The 19808-nt window shown below is 65.4% G+C and carries 17 protein-coding genes; 7 read left to right on the forward strand and 10 right to left on the reverse strand.

All coding sequences use genetic code 11. The annotated features are described in order from the left end of the window. Nucleotides 1–19: 19 nt before the first annotated feature. Nucleotides 20–1552 carry a murein biosynthesis integral membrane protein MurJ gene (gene murJ, locus GGD66_RS27160; protein WP_183259517.1) on the reverse strand — a complete coding sequence of 511 codons (1533 nt, stop codon included), beginning with the start codon at nucleotides 1550–1552 and terminating at the stop codon, nucleotides 20–22. Nucleotides 1553–1677: 125 nt separating this feature from the next. Here murJ and GGD66_RS27165 point away from each other — a divergent pair, with 125 nt between their 5' ends. Then, complete coding sequence (locus GGD66_RS27165; RefSeq protein WP_183259518.1) at nucleotides 1678–2679, forward strand: adenosine kinase; 1002 nt, start codon at nucleotides 1678–1680, stop codon at nucleotides 2677–2679. A gap of 155 nt (nucleotides 2680–2834) precedes the next feature. Here GGD66_RS27165 and GGD66_RS27170 read toward each other — a convergent pair whose 3' ends face one another. Continuing rightward, nucleotides 2835–4529: an AMP-binding protein gene (locus GGD66_RS27170; RefSeq protein WP_183259622.1), complete on the reverse strand. Its 1695-nt coding sequence runs from the start codon at nucleotides 4527–4529 to the stop codon at nucleotides 2835–2837. 119 nt (nucleotides 4530–4648) lie between these two features. Next, the gene (locus GGD66_RS27175) at nucleotides 4649–5842 is read right to left on the reverse strand and encodes a serine hydrolase (RefSeq protein WP_183259519.1); all 1194 of its coding nucleotides are present in this window, start codon (nucleotides 5840–5842) and stop codon (nucleotides 4649–4651) included. Between the two features lie 346 nt (nucleotides 5843–6188). Between GGD66_RS27175 and GGD66_RS27180 the strand changes: the two genes are divergently transcribed. Both GGD66_RS27180 and GGD66_RS27185 read left to right on the forward strand, forming a co-directional pair. Continuing rightward, nucleotides 6189–6509 (forward strand): hypothetical protein, encoded by a 321-nt coding sequence (locus tag GGD66_RS27180; protein WP_183259520.1) that lies wholly within the window; start codon nucleotides 6189–6191, stop codon nucleotides 6507–6509. Nucleotides 6510–6628: 119 nt separating this feature from the next. After that, nucleotides 6629–8122 (forward strand): NAD-dependent succinate-semialdehyde dehydrogenase, encoded by a 1494-nt coding sequence (locus GGD66_RS27185; RefSeq protein ID WP_183259521.1) that lies wholly within the window; start codon nucleotides 6629–6631, stop codon nucleotides 8120–8122. Between the two features lie 52 nt (nucleotides 8123–8174). Here GGD66_RS27185 and GGD66_RS27190 read toward each other — a convergent pair whose 3' ends face one another. The 3 genes from GGD66_RS27190 to GGD66_RS27200 form a co-directional block, all read right to left on the reverse strand. Then, entirely contained in the window at nucleotides 8175–8450 is a 276-nt protein-coding gene (locus GGD66_RS27190) for a hypothetical protein (protein ID WP_018319442.1), read from the reverse strand. A 256-nt stretch (nucleotides 8451–8706) separates the two neighbouring features. Then, nucleotides 8707–9621 (reverse strand): phosphoribosylaminoimidazolesuccinocarboxamide synthase, encoded by a 915-nt coding sequence (locus GGD66_RS27195; RefSeq protein WP_183259522.1) that lies wholly within the window; start codon nucleotides 9619–9621, stop codon nucleotides 8707–8709. 77 nt (nucleotides 9622–9698) lie between these two features. Next, nucleotides 9699–10616 carry a pirin family protein gene (locus GGD66_RS27200; RefSeq protein ID WP_183259523.1) on the reverse strand — a complete coding sequence of 306 codons (918 nt, stop codon included), beginning with the start codon at nucleotides 10614–10616 and terminating at the stop codon, nucleotides 9699–9701. Nucleotides 10617–10955: 339 nt separating this feature from the next. Between GGD66_RS27200 and GGD66_RS27205 the strand changes: the two genes are divergently transcribed. Continuing rightward, complete coding sequence (locus GGD66_RS27205; RefSeq protein WP_183259524.1) at nucleotides 10956–12017, forward strand: helix-turn-helix domain-containing protein; 1062 nt, start codon at nucleotides 10956–10958, stop codon at nucleotides 12015–12017. Between the two features lie 146 nt (nucleotides 12018–12163). Continuing rightward, a complete protein-coding gene (locus tag GGD66_RS27210; RefSeq protein WP_183259525.1) occupies nucleotides 12164–13591 on the forward strand; it encodes a serine hydrolase in 1428 nt (475 codons plus the stop codon). Between the two features lie 191 nt (nucleotides 13592–13782). Here GGD66_RS27210 and GGD66_RS27215 read toward each other — a convergent pair whose 3' ends face one another. Next, complete coding sequence (locus GGD66_RS27215) at nucleotides 13783–15150, reverse strand: MmgE/PrpD family protein (protein WP_183259526.1); 1368 nt, start codon at nucleotides 15148–15150, stop codon at nucleotides 13783–13785. A gap of 118 nt (nucleotides 15151–15268) precedes the next feature. On the opposite strand from GGD66_RS27215, the gene GGD66_RS27220 reads away from it, so the two are divergent. Next, nucleotides 15269–16384, forward strand: coding sequence for an aromatic acid exporter family protein (locus GGD66_RS27220; RefSeq protein ID WP_179732657.1), 1116 nt, complete (start codon nucleotides 15269–15271; stop codon nucleotides 16382–16384). 316 nt (nucleotides 16385–16700) lie between these two features. Further along, a complete protein-coding gene (locus tag GGD66_RS27225; protein ID WP_018319450.1) occupies nucleotides 16701–17195 on the forward strand; it encodes a septal ring lytic transglycosylase RlpA family protein in 495 nt (164 codons plus the stop codon). 16 nt (nucleotides 17196–17211) lie between these two features. Here GGD66_RS27225 and GGD66_RS27230 read toward each other — a convergent pair whose 3' ends face one another. Genes GGD66_RS27230 through GGD66_RS27240 form a run of 3 tightly spaced genes read right to left on the reverse strand, consistent with a single transcriptional unit; the run spans nucleotide 17212 to nucleotide 19750 of the window. Further along, a complete protein-coding gene (locus GGD66_RS27230) occupies nucleotides 17212–17874 on the reverse strand; it encodes a 2-hydroxychromene-2-carboxylate isomerase (RefSeq protein ID WP_092251518.1) in 663 nt (220 codons plus the stop codon). Continuing rightward, nucleotides 17871–18359, reverse strand: a complete 489-nt coding sequence (locus GGD66_RS27235) for a DUF2867 domain-containing protein (RefSeq protein ID WP_018319452.1) — start codon at nucleotides 18357–18359, stop codon at nucleotides 17871–17873. Before GGD66_RS27235 ends, GGD66_RS27230 begins: the two co-directional genes overlap by 4 nt. Next, nucleotides 18356–19750, reverse strand: a complete 1395-nt coding sequence (locus tag GGD66_RS27240; RefSeq protein WP_183259527.1) for an MATE family efflux transporter — start codon at nucleotides 19748–19750, stop codon at nucleotides 18356–18358. Before GGD66_RS27240 ends, GGD66_RS27235 begins: the two co-directional genes overlap by 4 nt. Between the last annotated feature and the right edge of the window lie 58 nt (nucleotides 19751–19808).

The raw sequence follows: 19808 nt of genomic DNA on the forward strand, positions 1-19808 counted from the left end.
ATTCGCAAGCGCAGCCCGTTCAGGCGGGCCGCTTCAAGGCGGCAGCCGCCTCGCGCCACGAGGCCGCGCCCAGGATCTGCAGCAGCAGGCCATAGACCGCGATGCCGGCCCCGATCTGCAGGCCCAGCACGACGAAGCGGATGAAGCCATGCGCGTCTGAAGGCACAAGGCCCGTGGTCAGCCAGAGCAGGGCGCCCATGGCGGCTGCGGCGAGCACGATCCGCGGCAGCCGGTTGCGGGCAGCAGTGTCGACCGAGAAGCCGAACTCCCTGGTGCCCTTCCGAAGCAGCGAGAGCGCGCCGCTCCAGGCGCCGGCCGCGATGCTCGCCGCGATCCCGCTGGCGCCAAAGAAATGGCCGAGCAGCACGGCAAGCACGACAGCGACCACAATGCCTATGGCGGTGGCCCTGAGCGGCGTCATCGTGTCGCTGCGGGCATAGAAGGCCGGCGACAGCGCCTTGATCAGCACATGGGCCGGCAGACCCAGTGCCAGCCACATCAGCGCGTGCGCGGTCGCCATGCTGTCCTCGGCGCCGAAAGCGCCATGCTCGAACAACAGCCGCACGATCGGCTCGGCCAGCACGATCAGGCCGAGCGTGGCGGGGAGTGCCAGCCCCGTCGCAAGCTCCAGCGCGCGCGATTGTGCATGCGCCACCGTATCACGGTCGCCGCCACTCACCGCGCGCGTCAGTTCCGGCACCAGCACGGTGCCCATGGCGACGCCGACAATGCCGAGCGGCAGCTCGATCAGGCGGTTGGCGAAATAGAGCCAGGACACCGCGGACGGCGTCGCCGATGCGATGATCGCGCCCGCGACCATCAGCCATTGCGGTCCCGAGCTTGCGATCATGCCGGGGATCGCCTTGGCGAAGAAGCTGCGCATCTCCTTGTCGAAACTGACGCGCAGAGGCGTGGCAAGGCGCGCACTGCGCTGCGACAGCAGCATCAGGAGTTGCAGCAAGCCGGCGATGCCAACGGTGGCCGCCAGCAGCCACGCGGCGAAGCCGGCGTCGGCGTGCCAGACCAGGAGCAAAGCGATCGCGGCGATCAGCGCGATGTTGAACAGCAGCGGCGAGAACGCGGTGAGCGCAAATCGCCCTTGCGCATTCAGCAGGCCCATCAGCACGGTGACGGGACCGGCGAAGGCGAGATAAGGCAGCATCAGCCGCGCGTTCTGGACCGCGAGATCGAGCGTGCCGGTACCGAGAAAGCCGGGCGCGATGACCGTCATGATCAGCGGCATCAGCAGGGCAATGCCGAGCGAGATCGCAATCAGCGCCGCACTGACCGTGCCGAGCACGCGTCCGGCGAACGCCGCCGCAGCCGCCGGGCCGTCGCGGTCACGGATGCGCAGCCAGGCCGGGACCAGCGCCGCGTTCAGCGCGCCTTCGCTGAGCAGGCGGCGCACCACATTGACCAGCTGGAAGGCGGCCAGGAATGCATCCGCCACGGCGCCGGTGCCAAGCAGCGCCGCGATCAGGGAATCGCGGGCAAAGCCCAGCAGCCGCGAGGCCAGTGTTCCCGTCGAGACGGTCAGGAAGGAGCGGATCATCGGCTCGTTATCATACCGTTGCTTGCTCGCGCAGGCTCGGTCGTGATAGGCCGCGAGCCAGATTTCGGGATGACAGGAAGCGGATTTCCGCAGGGTTCGCAATCCGCCAAACAGGATCAAGGTGAATGGCTGACGTAAAATATGACGTTCTCGGCATCGGCAACGCGCTGTTCGACGTGCTGGTCAGGACCGACGAGGCCTTTTTGGGCAAGCATGGCATGACCAAGGGCAGCATGTCCCTGATCGACGAGGCGCGGGCGGCCGCCATCTACAAGGACATGGGGCCGGCCACGGAAGTCTCGGGGGGATCTGCCGCCAACACCATCGTCGGCATCGGCAGCCTGGGGGCACGCGCCGCCTATGTCGGCAAGGTCAAGGATGACCAGATCGGCAAGCTCTATGTCCATGACATCCGCGCTGCCGGCGTCGCCTTCAACACGCCCGCCGCGCAGGACGGCCCCGCCACCGGCTGCTCCTACATCCTGGTCACCGGTGACGGCGAGCGCACCATGAACACCTATCTCGGCGCCGCGCAGGACCTTTCGCCCGCCGACATCGATCCGGCCGAGATCGCCGCTGCCGGCATCGTCTATCTCGAGGGTTATCTCTGGGACCCCAAGAACGCCAAGGACGCCTTCGTCAAGGCGGCCAAGATCGCCCATGATGCCAAGCGCAAGGTGGCGCTGACGCTGTCGGATTCCTTCTGCGTCGATCGCTATCGCGACGAGTTTCTCGCGCTGATGCGCAACGGCACCGTCGACATCGTCTTTGCCAACGAATCCGAGCTGCATTCGCTCTACATGACCTCGGATTTCGACACCGCCCTGAAGCAGCTGCGCAACGACGTCAGTCTCGGCGTGGTCACCCGCAGCGAGAAGGGCTGCGTCGTGGTGACACCGACCGACGCTGTCGCAGCCCCGGCCTCGCCGGTCACGAAACTGGTGGACACGACCGGCGCCGGCGATCTCTTCGCAGCGGGCTTCCTCTACGGCCTTTCACGTAACCTCGCGCACAAGCAGTGCGGCGAGCTCGGCGCGCTCGCGGCCGCCGAAGTGATCCAGCACATCGGTGCGCGTCCGCTTGTGTCGCTGAGGGAGCTGGCCCAGCAGCGCGGGCTGACGGTTTAGGGAAGTCGCGCACCAGCCTTGCTGTCATCGCCCGGCTCGACCGGGCGATCCAGTATTCCAGAGGCGATTGTGATTGAATCGAGAAGCCGCAGTGTACTGGATTCCCCGCTTGCGCGGGGAATGACAGCCGTCGTGCGGAAAGGGTACTCAGTCCCTCACGCTGTCTTCGCCGCTTTCAGTCCCAGCCGCTCCTCAACGGCATCGCGCATCACGAATTTCTGGATCTTGCCCGTGACCGTCATCGGGAATTCATCGACGAACTCGACGTACCGCGGGATCTTGTTGTGGGCGATCTGGCCGTCGCAGAAGGCGCGGACCTCCTCGGCCGTCAGCGTCTCGCCCGGCCTGACGCGGATCCAGGCGCAGAGCTCCTCGCCGTAGCGGGTGTCGGCGACGCCAAAGATCTGCACGTCCTGGATCTTGGGGTGACGGTACAAAAACTCCTCGATCTCGCGCGGGTAAAGGTTCTCGCCACCGCGGATCACCATGTCCTTGATGCGGCCGACGATGTTGCAATAGCCGGCGGCATCGATGGTGGCGAGGTCGCCGGTGTGCATCCAGCCATTGGCGTCGAGCACGTCGGACGTTTTTTCCTTCTCCTCCCAATAGCCCAGCATGACGCTGTAGCCGCGGGTGCAGAGCTCGCCGCGTTCGCCCCGCTTGACGATTTTGCCTTCGAGATCGACGACCTTGACCTCGACGTGCGGGTGAATGCGGCCGACCGTGGAGACGCGGCGCTCGAGCGGATCGTCGGTCGCGCTCTGGAAGCTCACCGGGCTGGTCTCGGTCATGCCATAGGCGATGGTGACCTCGCGCATGTTCATCTCGGTGTTGACGCGCTTCATCACCTCGATCGGGCAGGGCGCGCCGGCCATGATGCCGGTGCGCAGTGATTTCAAATTGAAATTCTTGAATTCGGGGTGATCGAGCTCCGCGATGAACATGGTCGGCACGCCATACAGCGCGGTGCACTTCTCCTGCTCGACCGCGCGCAGCGTCGCCAGCGGATCAAAGCCCTCGCCCGGGTAGACCATGGTGGTGCCGAGCGTGACCGAGGCAAGGTTGCCCATCACCATGCCGAAGCAATGATAGAGCGGCACCGGAATGCAGATGCGATCCTGCTCCGTCAGCCGCATCGCGCGTCCCGTGAAATAGCCGTTGTTGAGGATATTGTGGTGGGTCAGCGTGACGCCCTTTGGCGATCCCGTGGTGCCGCTGGTGAACTGGATGTTGACGGGGTCGTCGAACTGGAGCGCAGCGCCCAGCGCGGCAAGTTTTTCGCGATGCTCCGCTCGGCCCATGCGCGCGACCTCCTCGAACGCGACAGTGCCTGAGGCCGCCGGGCCGCCGATCTGGATCACCATCCGCAAGGCCGGCAATCGCGCCGCCTGCAGCTGTCCGGGCTTTGCGCCCGCCAGCTCCGGCAACAGCGTGTTGAGCATGTCCATGTAGTTGCTGGTCTTGAACGCGGTTGCCGTGACGATTGCAGCGCAGCCGACCTTCTTCAGGGCGAATTCGAGCTCGCTTAGGCGGTAGGCCGGATTGATCGTCACAAGGATCAGGCCGGCTTTGGCGGCGGCGAATTGGGTCAGCGTCCATTCCGGCCGGTTCAGCGACCAGATGCCGATCCGCTCCCCGCGTTCGAGCCCGAGCGCGAGAAAGCCGGCGGCGAGCGCATCGACCCGCTCGGCGAATTCCCGCCAGGTCCATCTGACGCCGTGGCTGGGCGAGACCAGTGCCTCGCGATCGCCCCAGCGCCGCACGGCGCGGTCGAGGCTGCGGCCAATGGTGTCGCCGAGCAGCGGCGTGTCCGAGATGCCGCAAACGTAGCTGTCGGCTTTATCTGCCAGATCGTCCGCCAAGTTCGTCTCCTCAAAGCTGGTGCCTCGTGCCTGAAGCCGATGGCCTTGGGCACGAGGTTATCGATTGTGGCGAAGGCGCGCGACGCCGCTCACCTCATACTAAGTGGCTAGGCCGCCTTCTGCCCGCTCCCCGCATCGAGCCCGGCGTACACCCCGCGCTCGAAGCCCGCGAATGTCTCCAGGCACTTTCCATCCGCGAACGGCAGCAGCTGCATCAGGATCACCCCGGTGACGTCACGCGCCGGGTCGATCCAGTAATAGGTGTTGGCAAGGCCCGCCCAGGCGAGGCTGCCGGCGCTGCGGCCTTCAGCCGTCTTGGCGGTGTTGATCATGAAGCTGAGGCCCCACTTCTTGACCTGCTCCGGATAGAGATCGACGTCGTTGGTGTACATGGGCGCCGCCGTCGTCATCTTGGTCATGTTGAGATCGCCCATCTGGTTCTGGCTCATCATGGCGATCGTATCGGCCTTCAGCACCTGGTTGCCGTTGCCGCTCCCCTTGTTCAGGATCATCTGGGTGAATTTGATGTAGTCGGCTGCGGTCGAATAGAGGCCGCCGCCACCCATGTGGAATTCCGGATTCTGCTCGAGCTCGAACGGGATCGATGCGAGCTGCCCGTCCTCGCCGCGCGCGTGCATGCCGACGAGGCGCTTGCGCATGTTGTCGGTGATCTTGAACGCCGTGTCGCTCATGCCCAGCGGCGCGAAAAGATTGTCGCGCAGGTAGGCGTCCAGCCGCTTGCCGCTGACGGCTTCCACGGCCTTGCCGACGAAATCGATGTTGGTGCCGTATTCCCAGCGCGTGCCGGGATCGGTCATGACAGGCGTCTTCAGCGCCGCGTTCTGGCAGGTGGTGATCGCGGGAATGCCGTTCTTGTCGAGATAGACCGCCAGATCGCCGTTCCACATGTTGTAGCAGAAGCCGGCGGTGTGGGTCATCAGCTGGCGCAGCGTGATCGGCCCCTTGGCCGGCCGTAGCTTCGCCTCGCCCTTGGCATCGAAGCCCTCGAGCACTTGCGGATTGGCGAGATCGGGCAGCACGTCGCCGATCGGCGCATCCAGCGACAGCTTGCCCTGCTCGACCAGCTGCATCGCGCCCGCCGATGTCACCGCCTTCGTCATCGAGGCGATCCAGAACACGCTGTCCGCTGTCATCGCGTCGGGCTTGGACAGGTCGCGCTTGCCGAACGCGCCCTGATACAGCACGTCGTTACCGCTGGCGGCGATGGCGACGACGCCGGGGATCTCCTTGGCGTCGCTCTTCTGACGCAGAATCTCGTCGATCTCAGCTTTGCTTTGCATGGCGTTTCCTCGAGTTTGATTATTGTTGGCAGTGATCGATTGTCCTCCCGCACGCTCCGCGCGGCAAGCGCGTCCAGATGCCCGCTTCGGTCGCGATGTCGTGACTTGACGGTCCGTGCCCCACGCAGGACGACAAGCAGGCCGAACGGCAACACTCCGTCACAATCTGCGGTGGATGACCGCATCTCGCCGTGACCGTGAATGGGCGCTGGCGATATGATTCCTGTGTTTGAAGCACTTGAAACATTTTGTGCGTTGCGGCGTTCAGCACTCGGCCAATCGACGGCCGACGTTAAGACTTGATGCAAATTGGGCGGTCGCCGAGCGGCCGCGAGGGGGACCTCAGATGATTTCGACCTGGAGCGAATGGAAGCGCTATCCCCGTCCCGGACGGGGCGAGAACCTGGAGGCGCCGATTTCGCCTGGGATCTACGAGGTGCGGATCGCCGGGACCGGCGCGCTCTATTCCTTCGGTGCAGTCGACAATCTGGCGCAGGCGCTGGCGCTGCTGCCGGTGGGCTCCAAGAACTGGTTCGGCCGCCGCAACCCGTCCGTCGTTCCCGATCTCGAATATCGTACCTGCGCAACCTCGTCGAAGGCCGACGCCAAGGCCGCGGCCGAACGCATGATCGGTCGCCGCGAGACCTATATGAGCGGCGCGGCCTAAGGCCGCTGCCGGTTTAGCTCCCATCAGATGTGCGTTGTGGGACGGTGCATTGCGCGCTGCATGTCCCTATATTCCGGCCGATCCGATCGCCCCGAAATGATCGTTCGAGGAGTAACGCCATGACACCGCCCGCTGCCGCACGCGCCACGCAAGCCACCGCCACCCTGCGCGACCGGTTGAAAGACCCCTCGCTCCTGAAGGAGGCCTGCTACATCGACGGCACCTGGGTCGGCACGCCGGTCTTTGCCGTCAACAATCCCGCGACCGGCGTCGAGCTTGCAAAAGTCCCGCAGCTTGGTGCCGACGATACCACCAAGGCGGTCGAGGCCGCTCAGCGTGCCTTTCCGGCCTGGGCCAAGCACACCGCCAAGCAGCGCTCCAACATCCTGCGCAAATGGTTCGAGCTGATCATCGCCAACCGCGAGGATCTCGCGCTGATCCTGACCTCTGAGCAGGGCAAGCCGCTCTCGGAAGCGCTCGGCGAGGTCGATATCGGCGCGGCCTATATCGAGTTCTTCGCCGAGGAAGCCCGCCGCGTCTACGGCGAGACCATTCCGACGCAGCGGCCCGACGCGCGGCTGCTCGCGATCAAGCAGCCGATCGGCGTCTGCGGCGCGATCACGCCGTGGAATTTCCCGAACTCGATGATCACCCGCAAGGTCTCCCCGGCGCTCGCCGCCGGTTGCACCGTGGTGCTCAAGCCCGCCAACGAGACGCCGCTGTCGGCCCTGGCGCTGGCCGTGCTTGCCGAGAAGGCCGGAATCCCCAAGGGCGTGCTCAACATCATCACCGGGGACGCCCCGCCGATCGGCAAGGTGCTGTGCGAGCATCCGGCGGTGCGCTTCGTCGGCTTCACCGGCTCGACCGCGGTCGGCAAGATCCTCTACCAGCAGGCCTCCGTTGGCGTGAAGCGGCTTGGCCTCGAGCTCGGCGGCAATGCGCCCTTCGTGGTGTTCGACGACGCCGATATCGACGCTGCGGTCGAAGGCGCCATCGTCTCGAAATATCGCAACATGGGTCAGACTTGCGTCTGCGCCAACCGCCTCTACGCCCAGGACAAGATCTACGACGAGTTCGTGCAGAAGCTCTCGAAGAAGGTCGCCGCGATGAAGATCGGTGACGGCACCGAGAGCGGCGTCACGCAGGGCCCGCTGATCAACCTGAAGGCGGTCGACAAGGTCGAGCGCCACATTGCTGATGCGGTGAAGCGCGGCGCCAAGGTCGTGACCGGCGGCAAGCGCAGCGAGCTCGGCCGCTCGTTCTTCGAACCCACCGTGCTGGCCGACGTCAAGTCGGACTCGCTGGTGTCGCAGGAGGAAACCTTCGGCCCGCTCGCGCCGGTGATCCGCTTCAAGGACGAAGCCGACGTGGTCGCGATGTGCAACGCCTCGCCGTTTGGCCTGGCGTCGTACTTCTACTCCCGCGATCTCGGCCGCGTCTGGCGCGTCGCCGAAGCGCTGGAGTCCGGCATGGTCGGCGTCAACACCGGTCTCATCACCACGGAAGTCGCGCCGTTCGGCGGCGTCAAGGAAAGCGGCCTGGGACGTGAAGGCTCACGTCACGGCATGGAAGAATATGTCGAGATCAAATACGTGATGATGGCGGGGGTGTGACCGGCAATCGAGGCTCCCGCGCCGGCGATTTGGACTCGCCGGCGCGAAGGCATCAGCGGCACACGTAGGCGCCGTTCACATAGACGCGGACGCATGCTGCGCCGGCAGCTGCCGCACCCACAGCCGCGCCACCGACGACCGCGCGCCGCGTGGTTCGGCGTGCAACGCCGGCAACGCTCGCGGGAGTTGCCGGTCGGCCGACCCTGGCTTCGGCGCTTGAAACGCCGAACACGGTGCCGGCGTCGTTCGACCATTGGGTCGAGCCGAAAATTCCGCAGCCCAGAACGGCTGCAAAAAGTAGCGTTCGCTTGATGCCGACCAGCCTCATGGCAATCTCCCTCGTTGTTGTATCAAGCCGAGGTGATCAGCTTCCTTTTATCGTTGGCTCCCGGTTTGATCTGGATCAATGGAGTCGAGATCGTAGCCCAGATGGAGCCAAAGCACCGCCCTAAGGACGAGTTCCACTTAAATCCGAATTCTCTGCTCGTCGGACGGTTCCGGATCTGCGCTACGCTTGTCCGGGACGACAGCGAAGTGTGAATGACGGCCGACGTAGGAGGCGGGGCGTGCGGCAGCAATCGCGCCTAGATCTTCAGCTCCGTGCCCGTCACCCGCCGATACGCCTCCAGATAGCGCTTGCTGGTCGCGTCCACCACGCTTGCCGGCAGCGGCGGCGGCGGGGCGTCGCCGTTCCAGCGGCCGGCACGGCGCTCGACGTCGAGATAGTCGCGTAGGGGCTGCTTGTCGAAGCTCGCCTGCGGCTGGCCGGGCTTGTAGGCATCGACCGCCCAGAAGCGCGAGGAATCCGGCGTCATGACTTCGTCGATCAGGATGATGCGGCCGTCCTTGTCCTGGCCGAATTCGAACTTGGTGTCGGCGATGATGATGCCCTGCTCGCGCGCCAGCTCCTCGCCGAGCGTGTAGATCGCGCGGGTCATGCTCTCCAGCGTGTAGGCGACCTCGTCGCCGACGACCTCGCGCATCTTCGCAATCGTGATGTTCTCGTCGTGGCCGGTCTCGGCCTTGGTCGCCGGGCTGAAGATCGAAGGCTCGAGCTTCTCGCTCTCGACGAGGCCGGCCTTCAGCTTCTCGCCCGCGAGCGTGCCGCTGGCAGCGTACTCCTTCCAGGCCGAGCCTGAGATATAGCCGCGGATCACGCACTCGATCGGGAATACGGTGGTGCGCTTGCACAGCATGGCGCGGCCAAGGATCTCGGCGCGGTGCGGTTTCAGCGCCGGCACGGCCGCGATGATCTCGTCGGTATCGGCGCTGATCATATGATGCGGCGCCACGCCTTCCAGCTTGCCGAACCAGAACGCGCTGATCTGCGTCAGCACCGCGCCCTTCATCGGGATGGTCTCGCCCATCACCACGTCAAAGGCGCTGATGCGGTCGGTGGTGACAAGCAGCAGGCGGTCGTCGTCGACGGCGTAGATATCGCGCACCTTGCCGCGTCCGATCTTGGTCAGGGGCAGGTCGCTGGAGAGCATGGTGGTCATCGCAAAGCTTTCGCAGACTTGGCTTTCAGGCAGGATATCCGGCCGCACTGGACAGCACGGCCGGCAACCGGGTTAGCCTATTCCGGCAGCGGAATGAACTCATGTTCCTGCGAAACTGCAGCGAAACGGCCGGTTTTCCAGTCCTGCTTGGCCTGCTCGATCCGCTCCTTGCTGGAGGATACGAAATTCCACCAGACGTGGCGCGGCCCCTCCAGCGCATCGCCGCCGAGAAACATCATCCGGGTCGCTTTCAGCGCCTTCACGGTGATGCGGTCGCCCGGGCGGAAGATCAGCAGTCGCGGCGCCTCGTAACGCTCGTTTGCGATCTCGACCTCGCCGTCGACGATATAGATCGCGCGCTCCTCATGATCGGGATCGAGCGGCACGCTCGCGCCGGCGGCGGCCGTGACCTCGGTGTAGAACCAGGGCGACACCATCGCCACAGGCGACGTGATGCCGAACGACGTGCCTGCGATCACCCGCGCGGTGAAATCGCGCTCGGAGATCATCGGCAAATCGCCGGCGCCGTAATGCTGGAACGACGGCGCGATCTCTTCCGATCCCGCCGGCAGCGCGATCCAGCTTTGCAGGCCCAGCATTTTCTGGCCCGAGGCGCGCTGCGCTTCGGGCGTGCGCTCGGAATGCGCGATGCCGCGCCCGGCCGTCATCAGGTTCATCGCGCCGGGCGCGATCTCCTGGACGTTGCCCTCGCTGTCGCGATGCATGATCGCGCCATCGAACAGATAGGTGACGGTGGCAAGTCCGATATGCGGATGCGGCCGCACGTCCATGCCCTTGCCGGAGACGAACTGGACGGGGCCGAAATGGTCGAAGAAGATGAAGGGCCCGACCATCTGCCGCTTGCCATGCGGCAGCGCACGCCGCACCGCGAATCCGTCGCCGAGATCGCGCGTGCGCGGCACGATGACGAGATCGAGCGCATCGCAGGACATGGGATCGCCGAGCACGGGATCGTTCGAGGGTTGCCAGCTCATGGTGGATTCCTTCCGTATTAAGCGAGCGCGATCGTAGCAGGATTTGACGTCGCCGTCGCGACAAAGGCCGGGAGCCGTCGCCGGGGGCAATAGCTCCACATACTCCGCTGTCATGCTCCGCGAAAGCGGTGCATCGAGCCGTAGGGTGGGCAAAGGCGCGCTAGCGCCGTGCCCACCATCTTTCTCTGATCGAGAAGAAGCGGTGGGCACGCTTCGCTTTGCCCACCCTACGATCTGTGAAACCGGGCGCTGACAGTTGTGAGTAAGGATGGTCCTTGAAAAAATAACGCCAACGAACGATGTTCGGCTGGTTCCGACCACTCCCGTTCGCCCCAGCCGATGACCCTTGCCGCAACCGAGCTCGCCTTCCGCGCTGCCAGCGTTGCGCTGCTACTGATGCTGGCGGCGTCGCTGTTGCACGACTTTCGCAACGTGCTGGCAGCCCGCCTCGGCGCCGCCTTCGCGCTCAGCTCGGCCGCGCATGCGGTGAGCTATTCGGTGGATGTCACCTCGCCGATCGCGCTCTGGCATGCACCGCTGATCGCGTTGTCGACTGGCACCATCGTAGTGTTCTGGCTGTTCACACGCTCCCTGTTCGACGACGAGTTTCGCCTCCGCTGGTGGCACGGATGGGTCTGGGCGCTGGTGACGGCCTTCAGCTTCGCAGGCTGCGTCTGGATTGCACCCAGCGGCCATGTGCGCTTCTCGGTGACGGTGATCAATCTGATCGTGCTCGGTTTCATCGCCCTTGCGGTCGGGCAGATGATCGCCTCCTGGCCGGCTGACCTGGTCGAGCGCCGCCGCAGCGCTCGTGTCTTCGTCGTCTGTGCAATCGCGCTCTATGGCGGGCTGAACGCGGTGCTCCAGATCGCCGTCGTCGGCCACCACGTCGGCGATGTCGCCGAAACCATCAATGCCGGCGTGCTCGCCTGCACCGTCGCGGCGATCGTCTATGCCATGATGCGCATCGATGGGGCGGATCTGTTTCCGGCCGCGGTGGCGCCCGCCCCGCCGGTTGTTTTCAGTCAGCCCGCGGCCGATGAATCCGCCGATCAAAAACTCATCGACGCCCTGATGCGGCTGATGGCGGACGAGCGGATCTATCGTCAGGAGAACATCACCATCGGCGTGCTGGCGGGTCGGCTGAAAATTCCGGAATACCGGCTGCGCCGGCTGATCAACCAGCGGCTCGGTTATCGCAACTTCAATGTGTTCCTGAACAATCACCGGATCGAGGAGGCCAAGGCGGCGCTCGCCGATCCCGCCCAGGCCGAGGTCCCCGTCATCACCATCGCGATGGATGCCGGCTTCCAGTCGCTCGGCCCGTTCAATCGCGCTTTCAAGGCGGTGACTGGGGTGACGCCGACGGAATATCGGCGGCTGAAGGTGAATGCGGCCTAGATTTTTAGACCTTTGAAATCACGTAAGAATTCCGAAATCGACTAGCCTCGATCAGTTTCGACGAGGTCGTTTTCCAAATCCGGCGAGCGCGTATCGCCCGCCTCCGGCCTGCTCTCCCGCACTCGCCCCAAAGCCGGAGAAAGCCCGTGACCCGCCGCCGCAAGATCATTCTCCTCACCACCACCATTGCCTGTGCCGGCCTCGCGCTCGGCGCCGCACGCGCCCGCGACGCGCCGAAGGTTGCGACCGGCTTCATCGCCCACACGCTCTGCTCGGAGATATTCGTCTCCGGCCTCGATCTCATGCGCGACCTCGCCGAGACCACCGACGCGATGCCGGGCGCGGGTCTGCTCACCTGGGCGATGGATCTTCGGGTCGATCGCACGCGCAAGGATGTCACGGTGTCCCTGTTCGGAATCGGCCGCAGCCATGCCGTCTATCGCGAGGGACTTGGTTGTACGCTCGAGCACGGGCAGGGGATCGCCGATGTCGCGTTGCCGCCTGACGACAGGCAGCCCGCGCTGCTCCCTGAGATCGCCGGCCCGGGGATCGTGCCGCCGCAGAGTGGCGGCCTGGCAGCCGCGCTCGACCGCGCCTTCGCCGAGCCCGCGCAGCCGCCCTATCGTCGCACCCGCGCGATCGTCGTGATGAAGGCCGGCCGCATCATCGCCGAGCGCTATGCCGACGGCATCGGGCCGGAGACGCAACTGCTCGGTTTCTCCATGACGAAGTCGGTGATGTCAGCGCTGACAGGCATTCTGGTGCGCCAGGGCAAGTTGAAGCTCGACGGTCCCGCACCCATCGCTGCCTGGCAAAATCCGGATGATCCGCGTCATCCCATCACCGTCGATCAATTGCTGCGTCACACCGCAGGCATTGCGCTCGGAAGCTCGCTGGAGGCCTCGCTCGGCTCCGCGCTGGAACCGGTCAACACCATGAAATACGCCGAAGACGATATGGCCAGCTTTGCCGAGCGCGCGCCGCTTGCGACCGCGCCGGGCACGGCGTGGAATTATCACGACGGCAACTTTCTCGTCCTCGCGCATCTGCTGCGGGATGCCGCTGGCGGCAAGCCTGCCGATGCGCTCCGCTTCGCACGCCGCGAATTGTTCGCGCCACTCGGCATGGTCAACGTCACGCTTCAGCTCGACGCTTCAGGCATGATCGAGGGCTCCGGCGAAATGCTGGCCTCTGCGCGTGACTGGGCGCGCTTCGGCCAGCTCTATCTCAACGACGGCGTAACCGGGGGCAAGCGTATCCTGCCCGAGGGCTGGGTGACCTATTCGGCCACGGCCACGCCAAATGCCTGGGTCGGCATCGGCGCCGGCTTCTGGACCAACCAGGGCGGCAGCATTGGTGCAAAGTTTCGCATCGCGCACGACTGGCCGCGCGATGCCTTCTTCGCCAAGGGCACGATCGGGCAGTACGCGATTATGATCCCGTCGGAGAAGTTGGTGATCGTACGGCTCGGCCGCTCACCGAACGGGCCGCTGGGGGCCGATGGCGTGTTCGATCTGGTGCGGGATGTGGTGGCCGCGACGCGCGAGAAGGGGAAGCTGGCGGGGGTGAATTGAAAGTAGAGCTTGGCGCTACTTCCCCTCTCTCCTTGTGGGAGAGGGTGGCTCGCCGCGTAGCGGCGAGACGGGTGAGGGGTCTCTCTCCGCACGCCTCCCATGCAGTTGATTGCGCGGAGACGTACCCCTCATCCGGCGCTTCGCGCCACCTTCTCCCACAAGGGGAGAAGGGAAGGAAAGAGTCGTCGCTTCTACCGCCCCAATTCCGTCGCCTTGGCCACGCGGTCGAAACGCTCCAGCGTCATGATCGCATCCGCGAATTTCTCCGCGCGCGCGTTCAGCACGGGGCGCGCCAGCGTCAGGAATTTCTGCTGCATCGCCTGCGCGTCCGGGAACGAATTCGGCTCGCCGGACGGGTCCGCATAGAGCCGCTCATGCACGCCATCGTCCGTCGTGATGCTGACGCGGGCGCCGAACGGATGGGTGCGGCCGATCTCGAGCCGGTCGTCCTGCACCACGTCGAACTTGTCGGCGAGCGCGTCGATGGCGGCATCGCCGAGGCGGTTATAGTCGTCCCAGCCGAAAGAACCCTGGGCGAGCGCGAGTGCGCCGGTGAAGAACATCGAGAACTGGCCGCCGACGATCGAGGTCGGATGACGCTTGGTGGCGGCATCGCCGGTCAAGGTGATGCCGTTCCGATGCAAACCGATCTCGACGCGCTTGACCTGGTCGGGCGTCAGATTGTGCTCGCGACGCATCGCGATCAGCGCGTCGATCGCCGCATGGGTATAGCGGCAGCTCGGATACGGCTTGACGCCGATCTTCATGGTCTCGTAGGTCTTGCCGAGTTCGGCCACCGTCTTGTCCGGATGTGCATCGTCGGTGTAGCCGGCGAGCAGGCCGTGCTTGCCCTCAACTGATTCCGTCGCGCCGACGAAATCGCTGCGCGCCAGCGTCGCGGCGATCACGCCGTTCATCGCGGCGGCGCCGACCTGGTAGCGCTTATTCCAGGCGCCGTTGACCAGGAATTGCAGCGAGCCGGCGGCCTGGCTGCCGGAGACACCGAAGGCGGCGATGAGCTGCTGCTCGGACAGCCCGAACAGTTTGCCAGCGGCGGCCGCCGCGCCATAGGTGCCGGCGGTCGCGGTCGGGTGGAAGCCGCGCGCATAATGCGAGGTCGGGTCGAGTGCGTTGCCGAGCCGGCAGCAGACCTCATAACCCGCGACGATCGCGGTCAGCACGTCGCGGCCCGATGCGCCGACCATCTCGCCGACGGCGAAGGCAGCCGGAACGACCGGCGCGCTCGGATGCAGCGAGGAATCCGCGTGGGTGTCGTCGAAGTCGAGGGAATGGCCGAGTGCGCCATTGAGCAGCGCCGCGACCGCGGGCGTCCAGGTCTTGGAGTCGCCGAACACGGTGGATTCGCCCTTGGTGTCGAGCGCCAGCGCCTCCAGCATTTTCAGCATCGACGGGGTCGACTCCGCCTCGCGCCTGGCCCGGATCGCGCTGCCGAGGAAGTCCAGCGTCAGCACCTTGGCGCGGTCCAGCACTTCGGCCGGAATATCCTGGTATTTCAGGTTGAAGACATAGGCGGCGAGCGTTGCGGTTTCGTGGGCCATCGTGTTTCCTCGTTTTGGCGCGCAAGTTAGGCGGGCTGATTTGGCCTTTCAAGCGGCCTTGGGGCCGCGGGCATCAGCCATGCTTTTGCTTGGCCCGAGAAGATTGGGACGTCTGACGATGGCATTCGCAGGACAGGTGTGGGAGCGGATCAGGTCGCGGCGGACGCAACTCGGGCTGGCGATCCGGGTCACGGTGGCCGCGACCGCGGCCTATGCGCTGGCCACCGCGCTGCATCTGCTATTGCCGCTCTGGGCGGTGCTGACCTCGCTGATCGTGACCCAGATGAGCGTCGGCCGCTCGTTGAAAGCGACGCGCGACTACATGCTCGGCACCATCGGCGGCGCCATCTATGGCGGCGCCATCGCGATCCTGATTCCTTATTCCAGCGAGGCAGGCCTGCTCGGCCTGCTGGTGCTCTCGGTCGCGCCGCTCGCCTTCATCGCCGCGATCAATCCGAGCCTCAGCGCCGCCACCGTGACCGCCGTGATCGTGCTCCTGGTTCCGACCATGCATCACTCCGATCCCATGACCTCGGCGATCGATCGCGTCAGCGAGGTCGCGGTCGGCGCCATTACGGGATTGCTGGTCTCGTTCCTGGTGCTGCCCTCGCGCGCGGTGCGGCAGATCCGTGCCAGCGCCGCGATCCTGCTCGAGCTGATCGCGGACGCGTTCACCGAGCTGCTCGCGGGCCTCACCCGCGGCCGCGACAACGACGCGCTACACCGGATCCAGGACGGGATCGGCACCGCGATGGTTGGTCTCACTGCGATCGGCGCTGAAGCCGAGCGCGAGCGCGCCGCACGGCTGTCGAGCGGTCCGGACACCGGGCCGCTGTTGCGCACCGTCCTGCGCCTGCGCCATGACGTCGTGATGATCGGCCGCGCCACCGTGGTGCCGTTGCCGATCGAGGTGCAGACGCGGCTCGCAGCTCCGCTGACGGAAGTGTCGGCCGTGATCGCACGCTTCTTGCGGTCGGCCGCGGCGGCCTTGCGCGAAGGCGCCGGCGCGCCGCCGATCCATCCCGTCCATGTCGCGCTTCAGCACTACGCCGAAGCGGTCGCCGCCGTCCGCCACGACGGCCTGATCCGCGGTCAGCCCGGCGACACTGCCGAACGCTTCTTCGCACTCGGCTTCTCGCTGGAGCAGATGCACCAGAATCTCTGCGACCTCGATCGCGTCGTCGGCGAATGGTCGGAGGCCTCGGCCGACAAGTCCGCGCGCGTTGCGGAGTGAGTTCGGCGCGTTCTCGTAAACGTCGGCTTTCGACAGCAATGCGCATGTCGTGCGGCTTGCTCTGATCGACTGCCTGCGACCCTTGAGACGATGCGCGCGCAAGGTTCCATCGGGTCATGCTGCTGACGCAATCTCTGTCTTAGTCGGTGTGAAGCTAAAACACTACGTGAGGACCACCCCGGTTCCCACGACGGTTCCGTAGCCAGGGGTTGGCTCGAATCCGCAAAACGATTGGCGCAAGTTCATGAACGCTTCTGCGTTCGCTTGACCACGTTTGCGGTTCTGGAACCGGACAATCCAAAAAATCACAGGACTTATGATGCTATTCCGCTCGAGCGCCGCAATTTGCGGCGCCCTGGTTGCGCTCGCCTTCTCTGTTGCCGTTGCTCGAAGTGAAACACGCGGGGATCACTCAAGTGACGTCGTCGATGCCGCCTCCGGCGATGCGATCGTTGGCGCGGCGTCCACATACAATCCGTTCAAGCCCGGCAAGGAGGAGGGCGGTCCGAAGACAGCCACCGGCGAGCGTTATGATCCCTCTGCCTGGACGGCTGCCATCAAGACGAGCTTGCGTCGCAAATTCGGTGGGGTTCAATTTGGCGCGAGGCCGAAATATGCCCTCGTCGAAGCCGTGGGCAAGAAGGTCATCGTCAAGATAAATGACGTGGGGCCACTAAGACCTGGCCGCATCATTGACCTCAATGAGCGGACGATGCGCCATTTCGATCCAAGCATGGACCTCGGGGTCATTCCCGATGTGAGAGTGAGTCCGCTTGCAGGGGACAATTGGACCCCGGGGCCGGTGGGCTGAACACGGGCGGTGTTCGTCAATGTCGGCCCGGACGCTTCGTCAGCCCCTTGCCCTGCATGCGCCAGAGCAAGAGATCGATGCGGTCCTGGCCGAAGAACGGCTCGTTCTCGAATACGAAGGTCGGCACGCCCCAATGGCCGGAGGCGGCGTGATCCTTCTCGTTTCCGGCGATCACCTGCTCGTAGCGATCCGCGTCGGCGCTGATCGCTTCATCCATCGCGGCGAGGTCGAAGCCGGCGCTCTCGGCGGCGCGCGCGAGATGATCGCCTTCGTTCCAGCCCGCCACCGAGCCGTCCCACAGCACGCGCGCGATCGCGGAGGTGAATGCGAGCGAGCGTCCCTCGAGCTGCGCCATGGCGCCCAGGCGGGTCAGGCGGTGGATGTAGGGCTGCTCGGCCGCGACATCGAACGTCGTCTTGTCCTGCACGATCGGATCGGGCCGGGGAAAGCGGAACGGAATGCCCTCGTGCTGCGCCACGCGCGTGCTGTCGAGCACCACATAGCGAATGAAGTTCGGGCTGGCCTTCTTGAAGAAGCCGGGCACGCGGACCGCGAGCGGATAGACCGGCCGCAGGTTGACCGCGAGATCGTAGTCTTCGACGAGCTTCAGCGTCTTCGGCAGCGCCAGATAGCTGAAAGGGCTGCGGAAGGAGAAGAACAGGTCGACGGACAGCGTCATCGCGCCGGCTCCACGATCCGCCCCATCATGGCGCGGACGACGAGCTTGTGGAAGGGTGTGATGAGGGCGAGGTAGGTTCGGCCCAGAAGATTATGCGTCCGCACCAGCGTGGTCGAGGTCACCTGCCGGCTTGTGGCACCTCCTGCAACATCGACCACGATGCGGAAGTCGAGGTGGTAATCGTCGAAGCCCGCGACCAGACGCTCGGGCGTTTCGTCGACCACCGGAAACAGGCCGATCAATCCGTGCGGAGCCGGTGCGCCTTCGCCCGATGTCTTCAGCCCGAACGGCGTCACCAGAATGTTGCGCAGGCGCAGCAGCACGTCGATCCAGCGCGGTCCATGCAGCACCATCCGGGTGCAGGCCTCGCGGGCATTCACCGTCGCTGCGCCGATCTCGACGCGAAACGCGTCGACGAATTGCGCGCCTGCCAGCAGCGTGATGGCATCGACCTCGGGCGTGACTTCGCGGACGGTCCCGTTCATCCCGCCAGTCTGCGCGTCAGCATCCGGAAGCGCAAGATCAAGAGCCCGGCATAAACGAACGTCCCGAGCGAAAACCCGACCCAGACGCCGACCGCGCCGAGCCCGGCGTTGAAGGCCAGTACCCAGGCGATGGGAAAGGCGATGCCCCAGTAGCCGATTGCCGCGAACAGCAGCGTCATTCTCGTATCGTTGATGCCGCGCAGCGCGCCGCCCATGATGGTCTGCAGGCCGTCGGCGATGAAGAAGGTGGCGCCGACCAGCAGCAGCGTTGCGGTCAGCTCGATGGTGGCCGCGCTCGCCTCGCCGCTGCCGAAGAACAGCCGGCCCAGCTGATAGCGGCCGAGGATGATGGCGATCGTCAGGGCGGAGACGAGCGCCATGCCGAGCACGGCGGCGACGAGCCCGGCGCGCTTCACCGCCGCCGGCTCGCCGCGGCCGTAGGCGTGGCCGACCCGCACGGTGGCCGCCATGCCGATGCCGAGCGGCACCATGAACAGCACGGCGGTGATCTGCAGCGCGATCTGATGCGCGGCAATCGCAGCGGTCGAGATCAACCCCATCAGCAGCGCCGCCGAGGAGAACAGGCCATATTCCAGCAGCAGCGAAAACGAGATCGGCGCGCCGATCGCAATCAGCTGGCGCATCAGGGGCCAATCGATCCGCCACAGGCGGGCGAGCGGGCGGTAGTCCGAAAACGGCTTGCACAGCCCTGCGATGGCGAGCACGGCGATGAACGTGCCGAGGTTGACGATCGTGGTCGCAAGTCCGGCGCCGAACAGGCCGAGCTCCGGCAGGCCGAACAGGCCGTGGATCAGGGCATAGACCAGCGCGGCATTGACCGGAATCGCCGCGAGCGTGATCCACAGCGGCGGCTGCGGCCGGTTCACCGCGCTCATCATGCTGCGCAGCGCGATGAAGCCGAGCGCCGGCGCGATGCCCCAGGCCAGGCCGTTGAGGTAGCGCTGCGCCAGGGCGGCCGACTGCGGCGCCTGTCCGAGCGCGAGCAGGATCCGCTCGCCATAGAGCGGCGAGGCCATCATCGGCAGCGAGATCAGCAATGCGACCCACAGGCCGACGCGCAAGGAGCGGCGGATCAGCCTGACGTCTCCGGCGCCAAACGCCTGCGCGGCCAGCGGCGACACCGCAGCCATCAATCCGAGCCCGAAGGTGAAGCTGACGAAATAGACCGTGTGCGCCAGCGCCGCCGCGGCCACCGCATCCTCGCCAAGCCGTCCGATCAGCGCGAGATCGGTCGTGATCATCGCGATCTGCCCGAGCTGCGTCAGCATCATCGGCACGGCCAGCCGCAGTGTCTCGACGAATTCCTGCGCGAGATGGTTTTGCGGCACGCCGGCTTGCGGCTGCGATCGATGTTGCACGGTGTCGAGCATGGCGGCTCATTAGCATGGCCGCGCGACGAAAACATGGCCCGTGAGAACGAGAGGTGAG

The organism is Bradyrhizobium sp. CIR48 (assembly GCF_014198315.1).
Lineage (GTDB): Bacteria > Pseudomonadota > Alphaproteobacteria > Rhizobiales > Xanthobacteraceae > Bradyrhizobium.